The organism is Thiobacillus sp. (assembly GCA_024235835.1).
GTDB lineage: Bacteria > Pseudomonadota > Gammaproteobacteria > Burkholderiales > Thiobacillaceae > PFJX01.
The window spans coordinates 674,734-695,910 of sequence record JACKLQ010000001.1 but is presented as its reverse complement, the minus strand read 5'-3'; the positions used below and the strand labels follow the sequence as shown (position 1 = coordinate 695,910).

Sequence of the window (21,177 nt, the reverse complement as noted above, 5' to 3'; positions counted from 1 at the left end):
CTCACTTATCGTTGGCGGGGGTTTGCGTGGACTCGGACTGCCTGGTCCGGCTTTGCTTGATGGCGCTCACCGCCGCGTGGGCCGCCACCGCGGCGCCCACCACGCCGATGGCTGCGGTCCCCACCTTGTCGGCGTTGGATTCCACGCCGAACTGCTTGATGTCCGTGACCCGGTCGTAGAACCCGCCCTTGTCCCAGAAGCCGTCCTCGGAACAGCCGATGCAGCCGTGGCCTGACTGGATGGGGAAGGACACGCCGCCGTTCCAGCGCACGGTGGAGCAGGCGTTGTAGGTGGTGGGGCCCTTGCAGCCCATCTTGTAGAGGCAGTAGCCCTTGCGCGAACCCTCGTCGTCCCAGGCCTCGGCGAACTGGCCCGCGTCGAAGTGGGGGCGGCGATAGCATTTGTCGTGGATGCGCTGGCCGTAGAACATCTTCGGCCGGCCCTGGCGGTCCAGCTCGGGAATGCGGTCGAAGGTCAGCATGTAGGTGATGACGCCGGTCATCACCTCGGCGATGGGCGGGCATCCCGGTACCTTGATGATGGGCTTATCAAAGATGACCTTGTGCACCGGCGTCGCCTGGGTGGGGTTGGGCTTGGCAGCCTGGACGCAGCCCCAGGAGGCGCAGGAACCCCAGGAGATGATGGCCTTGGCGTCCTTGGCCACGTGCTTCAGCTGCTCCAGGAAAGGCTTGCCGCCGATGATGCAGCTCATGCCTTCCTGGTTGAGGGGCGGGTTGCCCTCCACTGCCAGGATGTAGTTGCCTTTGTACTTGGTCATGACCTCGTCGAGGATGGCCTCGGCCTGGTGGCCGGCGGCGGTCATGATGGTGTCGTCGTAATCCAGGGAGATCATGGACAGCACCGCGTCCTTGGCCAGGGGGTGGCCGGAGCGGATGAAGGACTCGGAGCAGCAGGTGCATTCCAGTCCATGCAGCCACAGCACCGGGGTGCGGGGCTTGGTCTCCATGGCGTGGGCGATGCGGGGCACGAAGCTGGGGCCCAATCCCAGGGAAGCGGCGGTCAGGCTACAGAATTTGAGGAAGCTGCGGCGGGTGATGCCCTGCCGCCGCATCACCTCGTAGAAGGTCTCCACCATGGGAACGGTCTCCTCTTGAGATCAGATTGGAATCCAGCCGGACCTGTTGTCTTGCCAGGTCTGGCGGGTCCTATCTCAAGAAGTGTGCCAAGTGTCTGTCTCTCTTCCGCTTCATAACAATCAAGCAGTTATGAGTTCCGAGTGGGCTCGATCACACATAAAACATATACAACGTAATCGTGTAAACGTTCAGCAAACAATCATTAATATGGACATTGACGACGTTTACCGTGAAACATGAGGCGGTAGGAGGCCCGCTCGCGGGCCGAATCCTTGTCCGCCCACGACACCGTGTTCGCGCCGCAAGCGGCGCTCCTGCCCGGTTTCATCAGCAGGGACGGCCCTTTGGGCCATGAACGGTTAGATGGTCTGTTTTCGTATTGTGGGAAAATAGCGGAACTTATGCGGAGGTGGTCCGTCCCGTTACGGGGGACACGTCCAAGCCAACTTGCCCTGGAAGCCGGATAGGGGCGGCAAGGCGGCATCCTCCGCACTGTTGTATCCAAGGAGAAATCTGCATGCAGAAGAAAGCCATTGCCGCCGCGGCGCTGTGTTGCGCTGCCCTGACCACATCAAACCAGGCCGCCGCCTGGTGCATCAAGGTGCCCGAGGCCAACCTGCGCCAGGGGCCAGGCACGAATTTCGAGAAAAGCTGGGAAGTCTTCAAGTACATGCCCTTGGAGAAGATCGGCCAGAAGGGCAGCTGGTACCAGATGAAGGACGTGGATGGCGACAGCCATTGGGTCTACAACAAGCTGGTCACCAACGGCATGAAATGCGCCGTGGTCAAGGTGGAAACGGCCAATGTGCGCACCGGACCGGGAACCAACCATGAATCCTCGCCCCTGAGCCCCGTGGAAAAATACTATTCCTTCAAGGTCATCGAGACCCAGGGCGACTGGGTCAAGGTGGAAGACGAGGTTTTCAACGAGGGCTGGGTGTACAGGCCGCTGTTGTGGATCCAGTAAGCCAGATATGGACGTAGCCCGGAGGAGCAAGGCGAGTCCGGGCTACGGGGGGGCTACTCCCGTCCGAAAATTTTCTTTAGCCACAAAGAGTTGGGGCTTTTTGCCACGTGCGGCTGGTAGAATCACGGGCTTTGTCTGATTCTGGTAACCCCCATGCGCCGCGCCCTTAGAAACATCGCCATCATCGCCCACGTCGACCACGGCAAGACCACCCTGGTTGACCAGCTCCTGCGCCAGTCCGGCACCTTCGCCGCCCACCAGCAGGTTTCCGAACGGGTCATGGACTCCAACGACCTGGAAAAGGAACGGGGCATCACCATCCTGGCCAAGAACACGGCCGTGGAATACGAGGGCGTGCACATCAACATCGTCGACACTCCCGGCCACGCCGACTTCGGCGGCGAGGTGGAACGGGTTCTGGGGATGGTGGACGGCGTGCTGCTGCTGGTGGACGCGGTGGAGGGCCCCATGCCCCAGACCCGTTTTGTCACCAAGAAGGCCCTGGCCCTGGGCCTGCGCCCCATCGTGGTAGTGAACAAGGTGGACCGGGATGGCGCCGACGCCGACAACGCCGTGAACCTGACCTTCGACCTGTTCGACAAGCTGGGCGCCACGGACGAGCAGATGGACTTCCCCATCGTCTACGCTTCCGGCCTCAACGGCTGGGCCGCCATGGAAATGGATGCCCCCCGGGAAAACATGGTCCCGCTGTTCGAGACCATCCTCAAGCATGTACCTGCCCCCAATACCGACGTGGTGGCCCCCCTGCAGTTGCAGATTTCCGCCCTGGACTACTCCAGCTACGTGGGCCGCATCGGCGTGGGCCGCATCCAGCGGGGCCGGGTCAAGACCGGCCAGCAGGTGATGGTGCTGTTCGGCACCGACGAGGAGATGGCCGAGCACGAGCGCACCCCCATCAAGGCCAAGATCGGCCAGGTGTTCGGCTACCAGGGCCTGAACAAGATCGAGCTGGATGAGGGCCTGGCTGGCGACATCGTGCAGATCACCGGCATCGAGGACCTGGTGCTGGGCGCCACCATCACCGACCCGGACCAGCCCGAGGCCCTGCCCCTGCTGAAGATCGACGAGCCCACCCTGTCCATGCAGTTCATGGTCAACGCCAGCCCTCTGGCCGGCACCGAAGGCAAGTTCGTCACCAGCCGCCAGATCCGCGATCGCCTGCACAAGGAACTGCTCACCAACATGGCCCTGCGGGTCCACGACACCAAGGACGCGGAGATCTTCGACGTGTCCGGCCGGGGCGAACTGCACCTGTCCATCCTCATCGAGAACATGCGCCGGGAAGGCTACGAGATGGCCGTGGGCCGCCCCCGGGTGGTGAAAAAAGTGGTGGATGGCGTCGAAATGGAGCCCTACGAGCAGCTCACCGTGGACGTGGAAGAAGGCCACCAGGGCGCCGTCATGGAATCCCTGGGCCTGCGCCGGGGCGACCTCCAGGACATGGTGCCGGATGGCCGTGGCCGGGTACGCATCGAATACCGCATTCCCGCCCGGGGCCTCATCGGTTTCCAGGGCGAGTTCATGAACATGACCCGGGGCACCGGCCTCATGAGCCACGTGTTCGACGAATACGCCCCGCTTAAGGAAGGCGGCGTGGCCGAGCGCCGCAACGGCGTGCTCATCTCCCAGGAGGACGGCGAGGCGGTGGCCTACGCCCTGTGGAAGCTCCAGGACCGGGGCCGCATGTTCGTCAACCCGGGCGACAAGCTGTACGAAGGCATGGTCATCGGCATCCACAGCCGGGAGAACGACTTGGTGGTGAACCCCATCAAGGGCAAGCAGCTCACCAACGTGCGCGCCTCCGGAACCGACGAGGCGGTGCGCCTGGTCCCTCCGCTGGACATGAGCCTGGAGAAGGCCATCGAGTTCATCGACGATGACGAACTGGTGGAGGTGACTCCCAAGACCATCCGCATCCGCAAGCGGCACCTGAAGGAACACGACCGCAAGCGGGCCGCGCGGGAATCAGCTTAAGCGCGCTTTGTCTAAATCAAACAAAAACCCGCCTTGTGCGGGTTTTTGTTTGTGGGTGGCTGCAAGCGCCGCCAATGCTGTTCAGGTATTGACGGTTTTTGCTTCCCTTCCTGTTGCTGGGTCGAACCTGAATCCCCAGCAAAAACCAAGGGAATGATGACTCGTTCCAGCGCAGGGCCTGGTGTTAAATGCTCAAGCAATCGCCCATCAAGCCGATAACAAGAATTCGTGCGTAGCAGCTTTTGGCTGGAAATTGGAGCACCGAGATGAAGCAGTTCAAATGGTTTAATGCTTTGCAATTAACCTTGATCCTGTTGCTTGCGTGTTCATCGTCAGCTGGTGCGGCTGACTTGGCTGAAATCAAGGCCAAAGGTGAAATCAGGCATCTCGGCATTCGCTATGCGAACTTCGTGACAGGCGCTGGGGATGGTTTCGATGCTGAGCTTGTGCAGGGCTTTGCCAAGCACCTCGGCGTCAAATACAAGTTGGTGTACAGCGACTTCTATTCGGTGATCCGCGATCTGCTGGGCAAGGATGTGGTTCGCAATGGCGACACGGTAACCCTGAAAGGCGACTACCCCATCAAGGGCGAAATGATCGCCACCGGTTTCACTGTGCTGCCCTGGAGGGAGAAAGTGCTCCTGTACTCGGAGCCCACTTTCCCCTCCCAGGTAATGCTGGTGGCTCGGGCCGATTCTCCGATAAAACCCATCAGGGGCAGCGATGACCTGCGCAAGGACATTCAAGAAACCAAGGCCCTGATTGGTCGGCAGAGTCTGCTGGTCATGGAGAATGAGGTTCCCCCGGAATTTCGTCTTCCAAGGGTGACATAAGATGGACGTCACGAAGGAAAGGAAGACGATGAAGATCCCGAAGCAGGAGTACACCGCCGAGTTCAAGGAGCTGGCGGTCAAGCGAGTCAAGGAAGGGCAGTCGATCGGCGCAGTGGCCAGGGAGTTGGGGCTGGTCGAGCAGACGCTGCGTAACTGGGTCAAATCGGCAGCGGCTGGCAAGCTCAATGGCGCTGGCGCCAAGGTGGTGACCCCGGAGGAAATGGAACTTTCGCGGCTGCGTGCTGAGAACATCCGGCTCAAGCGGGAGAACGAAATCCTAAAAAAAGCGACGGCGTACTTCGCGAGGGATGCGCTGTGAAGTACGCCTGGGTCGACGCGCAGCGGCAAACCTACGAATTGGCCGAGATGTGCGCCGTGCTGAACGTCAGCGTCAGCGGCTACCGGGCCTGGAAGCGTGGCGGCACGCCCAACCGCAAGCGCCTGACGGACGCCCAGATGCTGGTGCTGATCCGCGCCATCGACGCCGAACTCAAGGGCAGCTATGGTAGCCCGCGGATGGTTCTGGAGTTGCGGGATCGTGGTTTCTCGGCGGGCAAGGAACGGGTCGAGCGGTTGATGCGGGAGAACGGCATCCGGGCTCGTCACAAGCGGCGTTACAAGGCCACGACGGACTCGAAGCACAGCCTGCCGGTGGCGCAGAATCTGCTGGATCGGAACTTCACCCCAGAGGCGCCCAACCAAGTCTGGGCCTCGGACATCACCTACCTGTGGACGAACGAAGGCTGGCTGTACCTGGCCATCGTCTTGGACCTGTTCAACCGCGAAGTCGTGGGTTGGTCGCTGAAACCCCGGATGACGGCGGATATCGTGACGGATGCGCTGACGATGGCCTGGTTCCGCAGGCGGCCGGCGCCGGGGCTGCTGCATCACTCCGACCGGGGCAGCCAGTACGCCAGTCATGCCTTCCAGGCCAAGCTGGGCGGGTATGGGATGACCTGCTCGATGTCGCGCCGTGGCAACTGCTGGGACAACGCACCCGCCGAGAGCTGGTTCAACAGCTTCAAGAACGAGCGGGTGCATGGCCAAGCATTCGAGACGCGCGAGGAGGTGAAGGCGATGGCCTTCGAGTACATCGAGGTGTTCTACAACCGGAAACGCCTGCACTCGACCCTCGGATACAAGTCGCCAGCGCGGTTCATGAAGGATTGGATCGACACTCAGAAACGAGTGCAGCAGGTAGCATGAAGCCCACCCGTTGGAAGACGAAAAACCAGGGGAAGCTCATACCTTCAAAGGATCAAGGCTGACGGCACTTACAACCGGCTGGTCAACAAATATTACCCGGGCATACAGCGCTATTTCCCTGATTTCTTTGCTGGGCAAAGGTAAGGGGAAAGAGCAAGGAGTTATTGGGCATGCCTTCCTGGCTGACGCGTCGGCGCTGGATCTTGTTGTTGGCGGGCATTTTCTCTGCCTACGTGGTGGTGCTCCTCACAAATGTCTATCGCTCCCAGCAACAGCTGCGTTCCGCGGCGGAGGCGCGTCTTCTGGCAGATACGCAGCAAACGGCCGGCGTGCTGGGCGATCTCATCGCGGAGCAGCGTAACTTCGTGCGCAACCTTGCTGAAAGCCATGAGATCGAGACCTTTCTCATCAACAAGGCCCTGGGCATGTCAATGCGCTATGGTCTCAACGCAAACCTGTATGCCATCGAGGAGAGCTTTCGGCGCAAGATGGCACTCAGGCAGGTGATGGGTGCATCCGTTTACTCGCGCATCCTGTATCTCGATGAGCAGGGTGCCCTGATGGCCGACACCTCCCCAGGTAATCCCCTCCTGCCGATTCCCCGAGGCAACGGCCCTGAACCGGTAGTAACCATTGATGCCGCTCATGGCCGCATCATCGCCTCAGTCCCCATCAATTATCGCGATACGCCGGGCGGCACGCTCATGACGGTGACTAGCCTGGAACTGCTTTCGCGTTTTCTGGCCTCTTCCTCCGAGGAACTGGGCATTCGGCAAGTGCTCTTCAACAGTGCCGGTGAAGAGGTGGGGGGGGCGAGCAACACATTGATGGGGCACCTCGAAAAACCACACCTTGACCGTCCCCGGTAAAATCCCGGCTATCTGAACCCAGCTCCCCAGACCCCGATGAAACAGCGAAGCGCCATCAAGACAGACTTGTTTGCGGCGGACAAGCGGAAAGAGAAGATTGACCGGCTGGGCGACCCGCTGACGGCGATTGAAGAACACATTGATTTTGTGTCCCTGGCGTCTGAAGTGGATCGGGTGGCGCCGCGCCCGGAGAGTCTGCAAGGCGGCCGCCCCCCGTTCCCGACCGAGACGATGGTGCGCATCCTGATACTCAAGCGGCTCTACAACCTCTCGGACGAACAGATGGAATACCAACTGCTGGACCGGATGAGCTACCAGCGCTTCTGTGGCTTGGCCGACTCGGCCAGTATTCCAGACCGCACCACGATCTGGACCTTCGAGAACCGGATTGGCGAAGAAGGCGCCCAAGGCCTGTTTGAGGGTGTGGAACAGCAACTGCTCAAACAAGGCTATATAGCCCGGGGCGGCCAGATCATTGATGCCAGCCTGATTCCGGCGCCGAAGCAGCACTTCACCAAGGAAGACAAAGCACAGCTCAAACAGGACGCCATGCCGGCGGACTGGGAACCGGCCAAGCGTCGGCAGAAGGATCTGGACGCCACCTGGACCAAGAAACACGGCAAGAGCCATCACGGCTACAAGCTGTCCATCAATGTCGACAAGCGCTACAAGGTGATCCGCAAGCTTGAGACCGATACAGCCTCGACCCACGACAGCCAGCACTTCGACACGGTACTTGATGCGGCCAACACCAGCCGGGATGTATATGCCGACAAGGGCTACCCGAGTGCAGAGCGGGAAGCCAAGCTGAAGGCGGCCGGCTATCGCAACCATATCCAACGCAAAGGCCAGCGTAACCAGCCGCTGTCCGAGTGTCAGCAACGGCGCAACCAACGGATTGCCAAGACCCGTGCCCGGGTAGAGCATGTCTTCGGCGCGCTGGAGCAGATGGGGGGCAAGCTGATCCGCACCATTGGCCAGACACGAGCGAACTTTGCCATGGTCATGATGGCGGCTTGCTACAACCTGAAGCGGCTGACCTATCTCAAGCGGGCGGGAATTGAAGCCTTCTGACGCCGAAAATGGGCCGAATTGCCTGAAAAACAGGCAATTCGAAGAAAAAATGGGGCGAAACCGCCCCGCAACCCAGGCACTTGCCGGAAAAATCGAGGCTGATTCGGTCACACGCATCGTTTCGTCACCGGATTCACCCAAAGTCTCGGGTTATTCGAGGTGCCCTGATGCATGGTTCCCCATTTACGGACCTGAACCGCCTGCCCATCAATAAGCTGGTGCGGCTCGGCAGCCTGCCCAGCCTTGGCCCCGAACTGAAGAAGCGCTACGACCTGGTCCTGCGCACGCCTGTGATGGGAACTGCCCTATCCCTAGTGACGGTGCTTCCCGAGTCCCTTATCTATGGTCATATCACATCCAGGATCTTTCTCGTACTCGCCACCGCGGGGCCATTGGCATTCCTGGTGGCTCTGCTCTGGTTCGATCACATCCAGCGGCGGACTCGCAAGCTGGAAGCGGATGTCATCGAGTCCAACCGCAACCGTTCCGAACTGCAGGACAGAAACGAGACCCTGACTTTGGAAATCGCTCGCCGCGAAGCACTGGAGCATGAGTTGCGCGAAAGCGAGGAGCGTTACCGCACCTACATCGAACATGCGCCAGAGGGTATCTTCGTTGCCGACGCTGCAGGTCGCTTCGTAGACATCAACCCTTCTGCCTGCGAAATGGTCGGCTATACGCGAGAAGAACTATTGGGCATGACGATCACGGACTTGTCTCCACCTGGTCTTTCAGGAGAGCACACTGCCTTGCATCAGGCGGTCATTGAAATTGGCGCCCAGGAGGTGGAAATCAAGCTGCGCCGGAAGGACAGCAAAGAACTGATCGCCAACATGCGGGCCATAAACTTGCCTGGTGAGCTGGTCATGGGGTTTTGCGTGGACATTACCGAGCGCAAGCAGGCCGAGGAACAGATCCGACATCTGGCCTACTTCGACCCGCTGACGGCCCTTCCGAACCGGCGCCTGCTCATGGACCGCCTGCGCAGGGCCATGATGGGCAGCAGCCGGGACAGGCAATACAGCACCATGCTGATGCTGGACCTCGACCACTTCAAAGACCTTAACGACACCCAAGGGCATGATGTTGGAGACAGCCTGCTCATAGAGGTCGCGAAGCGACTGACATCTACGGTGCGCCAGGAGGACACCGTCGCCAGGCTCGGTGGTGATGAGTACGTGGTGCTGGTGGAAGAGTTGGGCACGGAGGAGGCGGCCGCCGCGCTGCAGGCCGAGATGATCGCCGAGAAGGTGCGCAACGCCCTTTGCCACCCCTACGCCATCCAGGAAGGCCGGCCTGCCTACCACAGCACACCCAGCATCGGCGTGACCCTGTTCCGGGGCCAGGAGGTGGCCGTGGACGTACTACTCAAACAGGCTGACGTGGCTCTCTACCAGGCCAAGAACGCCGGGCGCAACACCATTCGGTTCTTCAACCCGGACATGCAGGCCGCCATCGATGCTCGCGCCTTGATGGAGGCTGCCCTGCGGCGCGGCATCAATCAAGACGAACTGCGGCTCCATTACCAACCCCAAGTGGATTGGCACAACAAGGTGATCGGTGCGGAGGCCCTGCTGCGCTGGCTGCCGCCTGAAGGTGAACCGGTTCCTCCTGTGCGCTTCATACCCTTGGCGGAAGAGACTGGGCTCATCATCCCCATCGGCACATGGGTCCTGGAGCAGGCATGCGCCCAGTTGCAGCGCTGGCAGGTGGACCCCCACACACGCGATCTGGTGATTTCCATCAATGTCAGCGCCCGTCAGTTCCATCAGCCGGATTTCGTCCAGGTGGTGTTCGACAAGATGACAGCATACGGCATCGATCCGACCAGGCTGAAACTGGAACTCACTGAAAGCGTGGTGCTCGCCCGGGTGGAAGAGGTGATCGAGCGTATGCACTCCCTGAAAGCCCTGGGCGTGGGATTTTCCCTTGATGACTTCGGCACCGGATATTCGTCCTTGTCCTATCTCAAGCGCTTGCCGCTGGATCAGGTCAAGATCGACCAATCCTTCGTCCGAGACATCACCAATGACCAGAACGACATGGCCATCGTACGTGCCATTCTCGCCATGAGCCAGTCCCTGGGACTCAACGTCATCGCCGAAGGCGTGGAAACGGAGGAACAACGCGCATTTCTGCTGAGGTATGGCTGCGAAAACTACCAAGGCTATTTGTTTGGCAAGCCCGTTCCGATAGAGGATTTTCCCACTCCAGCCAATGCGAGCAGCTAGCTCTCATTGTGGGGAGCCACTCTCATCCCTGTATCAGGGAGCAGGGAGCCCGGCCAATATTGTCATGCTCTCGTAGGGAAGCGTGCTTGGGCCATGCGCTTTTCTGGATATCAGTCTGCACCGCAGCTCCGGACATGAGGGGGGCGGACCTGACATGCCCCTCGCGCGGGCCTGGTACGCCCTAGACGACCACGAAAATGTCCCCGGCCGTCAGGCTGGGGTGGGTGGACGTGCCGAGGAGGGCAAATTGCACGGCCTGAACGCCTCCCTGCCCGTCGGCATCGTAGTAGAGGGCACCTGTGGCGCTGTCGTAGACGACGCGGTCGTTCCCGTCATGGGCCGCGGTGGCACCCGCCGCCGTGTGGAACTTCCCGGCGGCCAGGACGGTGGTGGTCGAGACCGGACCCAGGGCCCGGAAAATGTCGTCGTCCAGGCGGATCGTGTCCGTTCCGGGGGTGAAATCCACCAGGGTGTCCAGGTTGGCGCCGGCGTTCAGGGAGGTGTTGAAGACGAAGTGGTCCACGCCGGCGTTGCCAGTCAGTCGGTCGTTGCCTGTTCCGCCGGCGAGCTGGTCATTGCCGCCACCACCCTGGAGGGTGTCGTTGCCAGATCCGCCGTACAGACCGTCGTTGCCACTGTTGCCCAGCAGCGAGTCATTGCCACCGTTGCCCCACAGCTTGTTGCTGGCGCCGTTGCCGGCCAGGGTGTTTGCCAGGCTGTTGCCCGTGCCGCTGATGTTCTGGTTCCCGGTGAGGGTAAGTTTTTCCACGTTGCCGCCCTTGCCGCCGGCGCCGTCGGTGTCCACCAGGCTGAAGGTGACGCCGGACTTGATGAGGTCCAGGCCTTGTCCAGCCAGTTCCAGAACCCGGTCATTGATGCTGCCGACCACGTAGGTGTCGTTGCCACCGTCGCCGCTCAGAGTGTCGTTGCCCCTGCCGCCGTTCAGGGTGTCGTTGCCTGCCTTGCCTGACAGGGTGTTGTCGCCTCCGTTGCCTTCCAGTACCTGGTTGCCAGCCGCTCCCGTGAGCATCAGGTCCTGCACGCCCAGGGCCACCAGGCGGGTTGCGCCGCTGACCAGGGTCAGGTCCACGGAGGAGAGGAGGGTGGAGGCGTCCCGCACATCGATCTTGGCGTTGGTGCCGTTGGACATTTCTGCGGAGATGACCAGGGGGGTTGCCAGGCCGCCGCCGCTGAAGGTGATGGTCTTGGTGCCGGCGGTGAGCTCAAGGGTATAACCGCCGCTGGCGGTTGACTGGGATGATGCCTCAGCGGTGGAGACGGTCATGGCGGAGCGACCCTCGCCCAATGAGTAGAAGCGGTTGCCGTCGCCGTCGGCGTAGGAAACGCCAAGCAGGAATACCTGGGGGCTGCCCCAGCGGACACCGAAATCCTGCGTCACCACATAGGGGCCCACCTGGGTGGCGGGATTGGCTTCGCTGACCACCCCCAGGCCCACCTCGCGGAAAATTGCGTTCATGATGTTGTCGCGGTGTCCGGGCGGGTCCTGCATGCCGACGGGCCCGGGGCCCCAGTCCACCATGAAGCCCGCGTGGGCGTAGAGCATGCTTTTTGAATAGGCGTAGATGTTTTCCCCCACATAGGAATAGCTGTAGCCGGCGTTGCCGATGCGGGTGCCCAGGCTGGCTTCCCCGGGCAGCTGGTGGGACTGCGCATCATGGGTGATCATCAACTGGGAATGGGCCTGGGCGGCGTCCGCGAGTTGGCCGTTCCAGGCCAGGGGCTGGGTAGGCGACAGGGCGTCGTAGGCGGTCTGCAATGCGGCGCCGGAAACCCCGAAGTACGCGAGCGCTCCCTGGATGTCCGGGTCGCTGGAAACCAGGGGCACGTAGCTGGAAATGTAGAGCGTCGACGACCCCGCGGGGTCCAGGCGGGTGTGGTTGATCAGCTCGAGCAACAGTTGTTCCTGATTGCTGGGTGCGCTCATGGGTTCTTGGCCTTCTTCATGCGGGTGGCATGTCCGGTGAAACCGTTTTCGCCGAAGCTCGTCTGGTCGTCAAGCCCCGGGGAACGAGGCGGGGGATGGTTCATCTTCATCCAGCACGTCGGTTACCCTGGCAGAAAAATCCGCCTGGGCGACGCCAGCCAGGAAATCCAGCCCCCCGGTCAAACTTTCCTCAGGACGTGCCAAACCAGAAGCCCAGGCTCTTGCCCAGGAACTCGTCCCAGCGCATGTAGTGGCTGCCGTCGCAGGAGAAGGTCAGGCTGATCATGCCGTTGAACAGGTTGATGGAGGCCATGCGCAGGTAGATGTTCTCGTCCGCCATGCGCAGGGCCTTCAGGGTGTCCAGGATGCGGGGCACATCCTCCTTGGGCACCAGGGCGTCGTCGGGATAGGGAATGGCGGGGTAGACCAGGCAGATGTCCGGGTCCGCCAGGGCGTCCTGGTCCAGGATGCGGTAGCGGTAGGGATCGTCCAGGGTCCACACCGTGGCCCGGCTGCTGGAGAAGTGGATGACGGCCTGGAACACACCCCGCTCCGTCATCAGCTCTTCCATGATGGACATGGACTGCTCCAGGGTCTGGTCCATGGGGCTGTCCACCCGGCATTGCAGCATCACGTTGCCGCGGATGGAGGGATCGCCCTTGATCTGCCGCCAGGCACTGGGTTCTTCATAGCGTCCCACGTTGGCCGGCAGATTGCGCAGGTCGAAGTCCGCCCCCAGGTAACCCACTACCTGGCCGTCCCGGCGCACGATCTGCAGGGCGGTGAGGGAAGGGCGCTTGTTCAGCAGGCTGATGTAGGCGTCGGAAAGCAGAAAGCCCCACACGGGCACTGCTTCCTTCATATAGGGCCGCTGGGACCGGTCGCGGCCAAAGTGCCCCGGCAGCAGGCCGGTGGCCTCGATGTTGTCGCAGATCTGGACGCCGTCCGTGCCCAGGCAGTACAGGAATTTGCAGTGGGGAATGGCGTTGAAACCCGTCATCAGCACGGCATTCAGGGCCTCCCGGTCTCCCCAGGCGGGGGCGCATTGCTCTGCCAGCCGGGCCAGGGGATCACGCAGCAGAAGGGCGAGTTGTTCGCGCTGTTGATAGATGCTGTCTTTCCAGGACATGTTGCTATGGGTCTCCGAGGATGGTGGCTCTATTGATCCGGCCAAGTGAAGATTGAAGTGGCCGTCATACCGGCGCAGGCCGGTATCCAGGTCTTCCGCTGGTGTATGACTGGACCCCGGCCTTCGCCGGGGTGACGAGTTCAAACATATTCTGGCCGGATCAATAATGATCCGGCCCGGTTATTTCTCTCTGCCGTTCGTGTTGAGCCTGTCGAAACATGAGCCTGTCGAAACATGAACGGAATCGAACATTCAGCCTGCCCAAATAGATTAATGCCAACCGCGCTACGAGTGCAGGGCCATCCGGGAGTTCCTGAAGCCGTTCTCCCAGGGGCGTGCGCGATTATTTCGGCGGCAAGCCGTTCACGAACTCAAGGCAATGGCCAATCCATTCCGCCAGGGCCTTGTCGGCTGCGATGCCCTCCGGCGACACATGCACATAGCCCTTCATCGGCTTGCCCGTGAAATCCATGGGCCGGGCATGGGGCCTGGCCAGGGCCTGGGTGTTCCTGTTTGGCCCCACCCGGGCCATCAGGGTGTCCCCCAGCACCCCCACCAGCATGTTGCCCCGCAGCATGAAGGCCAGGCCGCCGAACATCTTCCTTTCCGTCAGGTCCGCCTGGTCTTGCAGGGTTTCGCGAATGCGCTGGGCGAGTCCTTCGTCATAGGCCATGTCGTCTCCTCCGGGCTTACAAGGGTGTTGCTGCGGATCACGACCATACTGGACTTGAATGGTCGGGTATTTTGGCTAGGGTTAGGTTATTACTCCAGCGATGCCGAGTACAGGCACGTGGAGCCAACCTGAGGAGGATGACATGAGCTACGCCACGCAAAACATCGTTCGGCCCGGATACGAAGTACATCCCGACCCGGACTTTCCCCATGCCCCCATGGAGTGGAGCCGCGAGTTGGCCGAACAGCAGGCCCACCGGGAACACCTGACCCTGACGGAAGACCACTGGCAGGCCATCTGCGCCCTGCAGGAGTTCTACGCCCGCCATGACGGCTCCACCATCAATGTGCGCGAACTGCACGACGCCCTGGACGAATATTTCCACCCGGAAGGCGGCATCAAGTACCTGTACAAACTCTTCCCCACAGGCCCCGTGGCCCAGGGCTGCCGCCTGGCCGGCCTGGAACCGCCCCCCGGAGCCAATGACAAGGGGTTCGGCAGCGCGGTGTAAGGCCGTATCCGGCGAACGGCCTTTCCGTCGCCCCGCGCAAACAAATACGGCATGCCCGAGGGCATGCCGTTGGGCCGTACGGGGAAGGTTCAGTTCAGGCCAATGTCCAGGGCCACGGTCGCCCCCCTGGGCTGCACGGATTCGATCATGGAGATGTCTTCCGGGCCGAGTTGCGCACGGTGGCCGGACAAGCCCGTAATCACCAACGGCCGCACGGGCGCTGTGTCGGAAGGCTGCACGGACTTCACGTAGGACAGGTCATCCTGGGAAAGCTGGCCGCGGTGGCAAGCCGGGCCCGAGTTGCCCAGCGGCGCCTCCAGGGCGGCCAGGCGGACAGGTGCGGACTGGGGCTGCACCGAGACGACGATGGACTCGTTTTCCAGGCAAGGCTGGTTGAAGGGGCTGACCTTGGCGGCATGAACCGGCAGGGACAGCAAGGCAATGGCAATCAAGGCAGTGGTACGCATCATGGTTCCTTTACAGAAGTTTAAAAAATGCCAAAACATTAGCAATTTCTAATATAAGGACACCACCTAGGGGATGTTCTTGATATAAGTCAATAATGCCCGAGTATCGTACTGGGGTATGTGGTGTGGAGGATACATGCACGCTTGGGTGCGAGCATCCCTCAAAATGAAGGCCCACTCTCTGAAAGCGAGGCTCCCATGACCCAAGACACGCCGGTATTTGCCCTCTTGGGTTTCCTGGAGCGGAAGAGTTGGCATCCTCCCAGGTCCATAACAATCAACAAGCTGGCTATCCTGGCTGGTGCCCTGGGCCTGCTGTGGGGGGCTGGCGCGATGGCCGAGCCCTCATCCAAATCCTTGACCAACCCTCTGTCCAACACCCGAGCCAAGCCCTTGCCCACCCACGTGTGTTCGCCCCGCATGGGCGACTACAACGACCGCCAGGCCTTCGTCGGTTTCAATGATGGGTCTGTACAGTGGTGCCTTAGCCGCAACCAGTGCCGGCGGCTGGAAGGCCTGCCGGAGTCACAGTCCGCTATCGTGGCCTTTTCCTGCGAGCGGGAGCAGTTCGTCTGGCTGATCCGGGCCGATGGCCTGGTGTACCGCTGTGGCGGCGCCATCGGCCGCAAGGCCTGCGAACCGGTGCTGCTGCAATAGCGGCGCGCCTAGGGCGCGGGATTGCCGTGGCGCAGGTGCAGGTCCTCGATTTCCGCCTGGACCCCAGCGGCCAGGGGCCGGTCCCAGGCGTCCAGGTTCTCCCTGAGCTGTTCCAGGCTGGTGGCGCCGATGATGGTGCTGGCCACGAACCAGCGCCGGTACACGAAGGAGAGGGCCAGTTGGGCGGGGCTCAGGCCGTGCCGCCGGGCCAGGTCCGCGTAGGCCGCCACGGCGGACCCTACGCCGGGCTTGTCGTAGCGCTGGGCAAAGCCCTTGAACAGCGTTACGCGGCCTGATCCGCTTGGTTGCAGGTATTTCCCGCTGAGAAGGCCGAAGGCCATAGGGGAGTAGGCCAGCAGGCCTAGGTTTTCCCGGAAGGCAACTTCCGCCAGCCCGTGCTCGAAGACCCGGTTGAGGAGGTTGTAGGCGTTCTGGATGGACGCCACCCGGGGCAGGTCGTGCTCGTCGGCGGCGCGCAGGAATTGCATCACGCCCCAGGGGTACTCGTTGGACAGGCCCACGTAACGCACCTTGCCTTCCCGCACCAGTTCGGACAATGCCTCTAACTGGGCAGGGATGGGCACTGCATCGGTTTCCTGGGCCGGGTCGAACTGGTATTTGCCGAACATGGGTACGTTCCGCTCCGGCCAATGGATCTGGTAGAGGTCGATGTAGTCCGTACCCAGGCGCTGAAGGGATCCCTCGATGCCGGCGCGGATGTTGGCCCGGTCCAGGGCCGTGGGGCCACCGCGTATCCAGTCCATGCCCCGCCGGGGCCCGGTCACCTTGGTTGCCAGGATCACCTGGTCCCGTTGCCTACCCCGCAGCCAGCTGCCGACGATGCTCTCGGTGCGGGTGACCGATTCCGCCCTGGGGGGCACGGGGTACATCTCCGCCGTATCAAGAAAGTTGATGCCCCGGCCGAAGGCGTAATCCAGCTGGGCATGGGCCTCGCTTTCAGTGTTCTGCTGGCCGAAGGTCATGGTGCCCAGGCAGATTGCGGAAACCTCAAGGTCGCTGTGTCCCAGGCGGCGGTATTCCATGGCGGGGTTCCTTAGAGTCGGGCTTGGCTGTCAGGCAAGCATACCAATGCATCAACTCGCCAGACAGGGCATCAACGGATATGCAGCTGGCGCATGAGGCGTTCGAAACGGGCCAGGCGGGCCTCGTCCGGTGGCCAGCCCCCGGTCTTCTCCATGGCTTCCATGGCCAGGGCGTTGCCGCCGCCGTCCGGGGGTAGACGGGCGTGATGCAGGGCGGCCAGGGCCACCAGCAGGGCGTCGCTGATGCGTTCCGCTTCGGGTTGGGACTGTTCCATCATGGCCAGGAAGCGGACGCGGTTGACGAAGCGCTTCACACCCCGGGGGGTGGGGTCGCCCAGCAGGATGACCGGGTGCCAGTCCAGCAGGGCGGCGCCGAACTCGGGCTTGTCGCTGCCCCGGTCGGCCTGGCCCAGGGCCCGGCGCAGGGCGGGGAGCACGCCCTTGCCGTGGAGCCAGGGCAACCAGCGGTTGCGTGTGAACCAGAGGGCCAGGGCGATCAGCACGGCGGCGGGGGGCAGGGCCAGGAGCCAGGAGGAACCGGGCTGGGCCGCGCGCTCCAGGCCCACGGCCAGGGGCATTGATGCCGGCTCCGGCTGGGTGGCGATGGCCTTGGACGGGGTCAGGTTTGCGGCGGCCTGGGGTGCCGCGTCGGTGATGAAGGCCTTGGGCTCGGCCTGGGGCTGGAGCTGGTTCCACACCTGGGGCAGGCCCCAGCTCATGGCCACTACGCCGCCCAGCACCAGGGCCCAGCCCAGCCAGCGCCGCCAGGGGCTGGGGGGCGGTGGGCGTTCCGTGGCGCCGGTCTGGCGTTCCAGCATCTCCCGGGAGCGGTTGGGGTCCAGCATGGGAACGGGCACTTCGATGTTGATGAGCTTCTTCAGGTATTGCAGGGCGTATTCGCGCTTGTCCTGGTCGTCGGCCTTGGGTTCGATGCAGCAGGCCACGTGTTCCATGGCCATGCCCAGGACGATGAAGCACTGGCCCACGCTGGCCAGGTAGTTCACCAGTTCCAGCACTTCCCGCACGGTCTGGCAGGAGCAGCGGTCCAGGTCGTCGATGAACAGCACCAGGCGGCCGTCCAGGGCCTCGGTGAGCAGGGCGAACTCGGTGCGCAGGTTTTCCATGGTGCCCACGGCTTCCTTGCCTTCCGGCCGGGCGCGTTCCGGCAGCAGGCGCTTGAAGATATCCAGGTAGTTGAGGCCGTACACCGCCAGGCCCTTGCCCAGCAGCAGGGGCACCACCAGGGCGCCCAGCAGCACCGCCAGCATGGACTTGGGCCCCGCGCCCAGGTGCTGGGCGGCGGCGTCCAGGGCGGTACGCTCCTCGTCGGTGAGGCGGCGGGGCTTGATCAGCGCTTCCAGGCTGGCCTGGAGCTGGGCCGAGCTGGCGAAGGCGCAATCGCCGTCCCGCACCCGGCAGGGGCCGGTGCCGTCCGGAGCGCGCTCGCCCTTGGTCCACACCATGTTCTGTTCCAGGGCGGCCAGTACCTGGTCGTCCACCACGCCGTCCTTTTTGAGCCTGGCCAGGCTGGAGGGGGTGATGACCACGGGGCGGGTGTCCGTGAGGGCGGAGACCAGGGTCTGGCGCAGGCTGTCCAGGGGCGCTTCCTGGCGCGCCGCTTCGAAGCCGCCCAGCAACACCAGGGCCACCATGCCCAGGATGAGCAGGCGGTAGAACCCGCCCCGGTTCCAGATGAGGGTGCCGCGGATCACCCAGGCGGGGAAGGTGTAGAGGGGCGGTACCGCCTGGCGGCGGATGGTGTTGAACAGGGAGGCCAGTTGCCGGCCTTCCTGCTGGTGGTGCCAGGCGTTGAACCAGGCAGGGCGGAAGCCGGCTTCCTCCAGGCGATAAAGCAGCAGCCGCATGATGGAACTCTTGCCGCTGCCCCAGGAGCCGGTGACGGCCATGGTGATGCCGGGTTCCGTATTGCGGTTGAGGATGAAGTTGGCCAGGCCTTCCGCCACCAGGCCGTGGCCCAGGGGGTCCGGGTCGCCGGGGCCCAGGGGGTGGTCGGAGACGAACAGGCCGGCGATGCCCGCCGGGCTGGCGGCCTCGGGCGTCCTGATCTGGCCGATCTGCCGCCCGGCCCGCAGCATCAGGCCAATGCCGGCCAGGAAGGCCACATAGGTCCAGGGGGCGGGCAGGCGGGCGTAGGTGCCCGTGGTCTGCTGGTCGGCGGGACGGGTCTGGCGCTGCCAGGTCCGGCCGCCGTCCCGGGTGGCCAGGATGACGCCGTTCCTGCCCACGGCCCACCGGCGCAGGTCGTCGGCCTGGGCCGTGGCCAGCAGGGTGGCCTGGATGCCCGGGGTGGCGGGGGGCGCATAGGGCTGGACGGGTTTGAGGGCGGCCTGGAGCTGCTCTTCCGCCTGGGGGAACAGGGTCTTCAGTGTGTCGGCGCCGGCGGGGGACGACCAATCCGCGCCGCCGTTGCGGGTGATCAGGGCGATGCCCTGGGCGCTGGCGGCCCAGCCGTGGTTTTCATCGTTGAAATGCACGGCCACCAGGTCGGCATTGGCGGGAATCACCGGGGCGGCCTTGGGAGGCTGTGCCGGCGACTCGATGGCGGGTTTGGCCGCTGGTTTGGGTACCTGCTTGGGCGCTTGTTTGGGGGGTATCCGGACGGGGGGCGTGGGGGAGGCTGCCTGCTTATTCAGCTCGTCCGCCAGCATCTGCTTCTTCATGGCCTCCAGGTCGGCATTGCTGGGGGGCGTGCTGTCCGACTTACCCTCCGGGGCGGCTGGGGGCAGCGTTTGTTGCACAGGTTCCGTGACGCGCAGGTTCGCGGGGGCGTTGGGCAGCATGCGTTTTTCGACGGGTTGCGCCGGCTCGGTGAGCGTGCGCTGCACCGGGGCGTCCACGGCATGGGCTGTGGAAATGAGCCCGGGCAGGTAGGCCTTGCTTGGCGGTGTGGGCGTTTCGCTGTTTTCAATGGAGGTCTTGGGGTGTTGTTGCTGCCAGTCGTGGCCATCCTTGGCGTGCAGGATCAGGCCCTTCTGGCCCACGGCCCAGACCTTTTGCGTGCCCGGCAGCACAAACATGCCGGCCAGGTCACCGCTGACCCGGGGCAGGCGCAACTGCGGATTGCGTTCCAGGGGCTGGAGCCACCAGGCCGCCTGGCCAGGTGTGGGGGGCGTTGCCGTGGCATCGTCGCGTACCGGTTGCCGCCAGGCCGCCGCCAGGGAGACCAGCACCAGCAATGCCCCCAGGATCAGGCCCAGGCGTGGCAGCCACGGGTTGGCCGGGGCCACTGGCTGGGGGCGCTTGGGTGGATGGGCAGGTGTGGGGCCGTGTTTGCGCTGGGGTGGGGGGCTCATGGGGTTAGTTGCCTGATACGGTGTGGCATGTCATGGGGTTTCCCCCCTTTGGAAAAGGGGGAAGGATGGGCGGGAGTTGTGGACCCCCCTTTCGCAAAGGGGGGCAGTGGGGATTTGACGGCGGTGCCTGGGGAGATGCCGCTGGAATCCCCCTCGGTCCCCCTTTTGCAAATGGAGAAGGATGGACGGGAGTTGTGGACCCCCCTTTCGCAAAGGGGGGCAGTGGGGATTTGACGGCGGTGCCTGGGGAGATGCCGCTGGAATCCCCCTCGGTTCCCCTTTGGAAAAGGGGGAAGGATGGACGGGAGTTGTGGTCCCCCCTTTCGTAAAGGGGGAAGGTGGATGTCGGTAGGGGGTGGCCCATGTCACACCGCCGCAATCAGCTCCATCCCCCGCCGGTAGGTGTCGCTGAACCGGTCCAGGCCGTGGCTGCCGCCGTTGACGGCCCGGCGGGCGGCGCGCAGATCGTCTTCCAGCAGGGCTTCCTTGATGACCCGTTCCTTGTCCTTGAGGAAGGCGGCCAGGATCTTGCCGGCGATGTCCGGCACGCTGGCAAGCTCGGGCTTGTTCACCAGCTTGATGCCCAGCACCCTGCCGTAGCGTTCGTAGTTGGCCCGGCCGGTGAGTTGCACGTAGCCCCGGCCCCGGAAGCGTTCCCCGTCCGGCGCGCCCCGGTTGCCGATGTCCCGGCGCCTGTCGTACAGGTCGAAGGGATGGCCGTTGGGGGAGGTGTTGTAGCGAGAACGGTATTCCGCCACGGGCTCGAAGCTTTCCGTTTCCGCGCGGATGGTGGCCAGGGCCACCAGCACCATGGGCCGGTCCACCAGGCCGAAGGCTTCCAGCCCCGCCAGGGTAGGGGGCAGATTGGCCTTGATGTTGCCGATGGGGGTGAAGGGGAACAGGCGGGAAACCGCCTGGGTAGTGACGCCGGGAATGACGGTGGCCAGGTTGTCGTCGTCTACCAGGCCCAGGGACTTGAGGGTGCGGGGGCCGGCCACGCCGTCCGCCAGCAGGCCCTTGCCGCGCTGGTAGGCGATGAGCGCCGCCTCGGTGCCTGGGCCGAAGTCGCCGTCGATGTTGCCGGGTGAAAAGCCCAGCTTCTGCAGGCGCTTCTGCAGGCGTTCCACGTTCTTGCCGGTGGAATTGAGTTTGAGGATGTCCATGGT

At 63.1% G+C, this 21,177-nt stretch carries 16 protein-coding genes and 1 pseudogene; 9 read left to right on the top strand and 8 right to left on the bottom strand.

The genetic code is table 11. The features are described 5' to 3' along the window. Position 1: 1 nt before the first annotated feature. Positions 2-1,096 carry a hydrogenase small subunit gene (locus H6935_03415; protein ID MCP5277392.1) on the bottom strand — a complete coding sequence of 365 codons (1,095 nt, stop codon included), beginning with the start codon at positions 1,094-1,096 and terminating at the stop codon, positions 2-4. A 518-nt stretch (positions 1,097-1,614) separates the two neighbouring features. Between H6935_03415 and H6935_03410 the strand changes: the two genes are divergently transcribed. From H6935_03410 to H6935_03380, 7 genes and pseudogenes are all read left to right on the top strand, one after another. Then, a complete protein-coding gene (locus H6935_03410) occupies positions 1,615-2,064 on the top strand; it encodes a hypothetical protein (GenBank protein MCP5277391.1) in 450 nt (149 codons plus the stop codon). A gap of 153 nt (positions 2,065-2,217) precedes the next feature. Then, positions 2,218-4,059: a translational GTPase TypA gene (typA, locus tag H6935_03405; protein MCP5277390.1), complete on the top strand. Its 1,842-nt coding sequence runs from the start codon at positions 2,218-2,220 to the stop codon at positions 4,057-4,059. Between the two features lie 266 nt (positions 4,060-4,325). Next, a pseudogene (locus tag H6935_03400) lies at positions 4,326-4,850 on the top strand (ABC transporter substrate-binding protein). Positions 4,851-4,920: 70 nt separating this feature from the next. After that, a protein-coding gene (locus H6935_03395; GenBank protein ID MCP5277389.1) for an IS3 family transposase occupies positions 4,921-6,098 on the top strand; the annotation gives its coding sequence in 2 pieces (ribosomal slippage) (positions 4,921-5,173 and positions 5,173-6,098; 1,179 coding nt in all). Between the two features lie 170 nt (positions 6,099-6,268). Further along, a complete protein-coding gene (locus H6935_03390; GenBank protein MCP5277388.1) occupies positions 6,269-6,967 on the top strand; it encodes a hypothetical protein in 699 nt (232 codons plus the stop codon). Between the two features lie 36 nt (positions 6,968-7,003). Beyond that, positions 7,004-8,041 carry an IS5 family transposase gene (locus H6935_03385; GenBank protein ID MCP5277387.1) on the top strand — a complete coding sequence of 346 codons (1,038 nt, stop codon included), beginning with the start codon at positions 7,004-7,006 and terminating at the stop codon, positions 8,039-8,041. Between the two features lie 167 nt (positions 8,042-8,208). Continuing rightward, the gene (locus H6935_03380) at positions 8,209-10,272 is read left to right on the top strand and encodes an EAL domain-containing protein (protein ID MCP5277386.1); all 2,064 of its coding nucleotides are present in this window, start codon (positions 8,209-8,211) and stop codon (positions 10,270-10,272) included. Positions 10,273-10,453: 181 nt separating this feature from the next. On the opposite strand, the gene H6935_03375 is transcribed toward H6935_03380, so the two are convergent. From H6935_03375 to H6935_03365, 3 genes are all read right to left on the bottom strand, one after another. Next, entirely contained in the window at positions 10,454-12,217 is a 1,764-nt protein-coding gene (locus H6935_03375) for a hypothetical protein (protein ID MCP5277385.1), read from the bottom strand. Positions 12,218-12,407: 190 nt separating this feature from the next. After that, the gene (locus tag H6935_03370; GenBank protein ID MCP5277384.1) at positions 12,408-13,346 is read right to left on the bottom strand and encodes a hypothetical protein; all 939 of its coding nucleotides are present in this window, start codon (positions 13,344-13,346) and stop codon (positions 12,408-12,410) included. Between the two features lie 343 nt (positions 13,347-13,689). Next, positions 13,690-14,019 carry a TfoX/Sxy family protein gene (locus tag H6935_03365; protein MCP5277383.1) on the bottom strand — a complete coding sequence of 110 codons (330 nt, stop codon included), beginning with the start codon at positions 14,017-14,019 and terminating at the stop codon, positions 13,690-13,692. A 142-nt stretch (positions 14,020-14,161) separates the two neighbouring features. Between H6935_03365 and H6935_03360 the strand changes: the two genes are divergently transcribed. Then, positions 14,162-14,530, top strand: coding sequence for a TusE/DsrC/DsvC family sulfur relay protein (locus H6935_03360; GenBank protein MCP5277382.1), 369 nt, complete (start codon positions 14,162-14,164; stop codon positions 14,528-14,530). An 89-nt stretch (positions 14,531-14,619) separates the two neighbouring features. On the opposite strand, the gene H6935_03355 is transcribed toward H6935_03360, so the two are convergent. Beyond that, positions 14,620-15,000 (bottom strand): hypothetical protein, encoded by a 381-nt coding sequence (locus tag H6935_03355; protein MCP5277381.1) that lies wholly within the window; start codon positions 14,998-15,000, stop codon positions 14,620-14,622. 195 nt (positions 15,001-15,195) lie between these two features. Between H6935_03355 and H6935_03350 the strand changes: the two genes are divergently transcribed. Further along, positions 15,196-15,654, top strand: coding sequence for a hypothetical protein (locus H6935_03350; GenBank protein MCP5277380.1), 459 nt, complete (start codon positions 15,196-15,198; stop codon positions 15,652-15,654). Between the two features lie 8 nt (positions 15,655-15,662). Here H6935_03350 and H6935_03345 read toward each other — a convergent pair whose 3' ends face one another. The 3 genes from H6935_03345 to H6935_03335 all read right to left on the bottom strand — a co-directional run bounded on the left by H6935_03345 (position 15,663) and on the right by H6935_03335 (position 21,174). Then, positions 15,663-16,697, bottom strand: a complete 1,035-nt coding sequence (locus tag H6935_03345; protein ID MCP5277379.1) for an NADP(H)-dependent aldo-keto reductase — start codon at positions 16,695-16,697, stop codon at positions 15,663-15,665. 71 nt (positions 16,698-16,768) lie between these two features. Continuing rightward, entirely contained in the window at positions 16,769-20,011 is a 3,243-nt protein-coding gene (locus H6935_03340; protein ID MCP5277378.1) for a hypothetical protein, read from the bottom strand. A 365-nt stretch (positions 20,012-20,376) separates the two neighbouring features. Then, positions 20,377-21,174 carry a peptidoglycan-binding protein gene (locus tag H6935_03335; GenBank protein MCP5277377.1) on the bottom strand — a complete coding sequence of 266 codons (798 nt, stop codon included), beginning with the start codon at positions 21,172-21,174 and terminating at the stop codon, positions 20,377-20,379. Between the last annotated feature and the right edge of the window lie 3 nt (positions 21,175-21,177).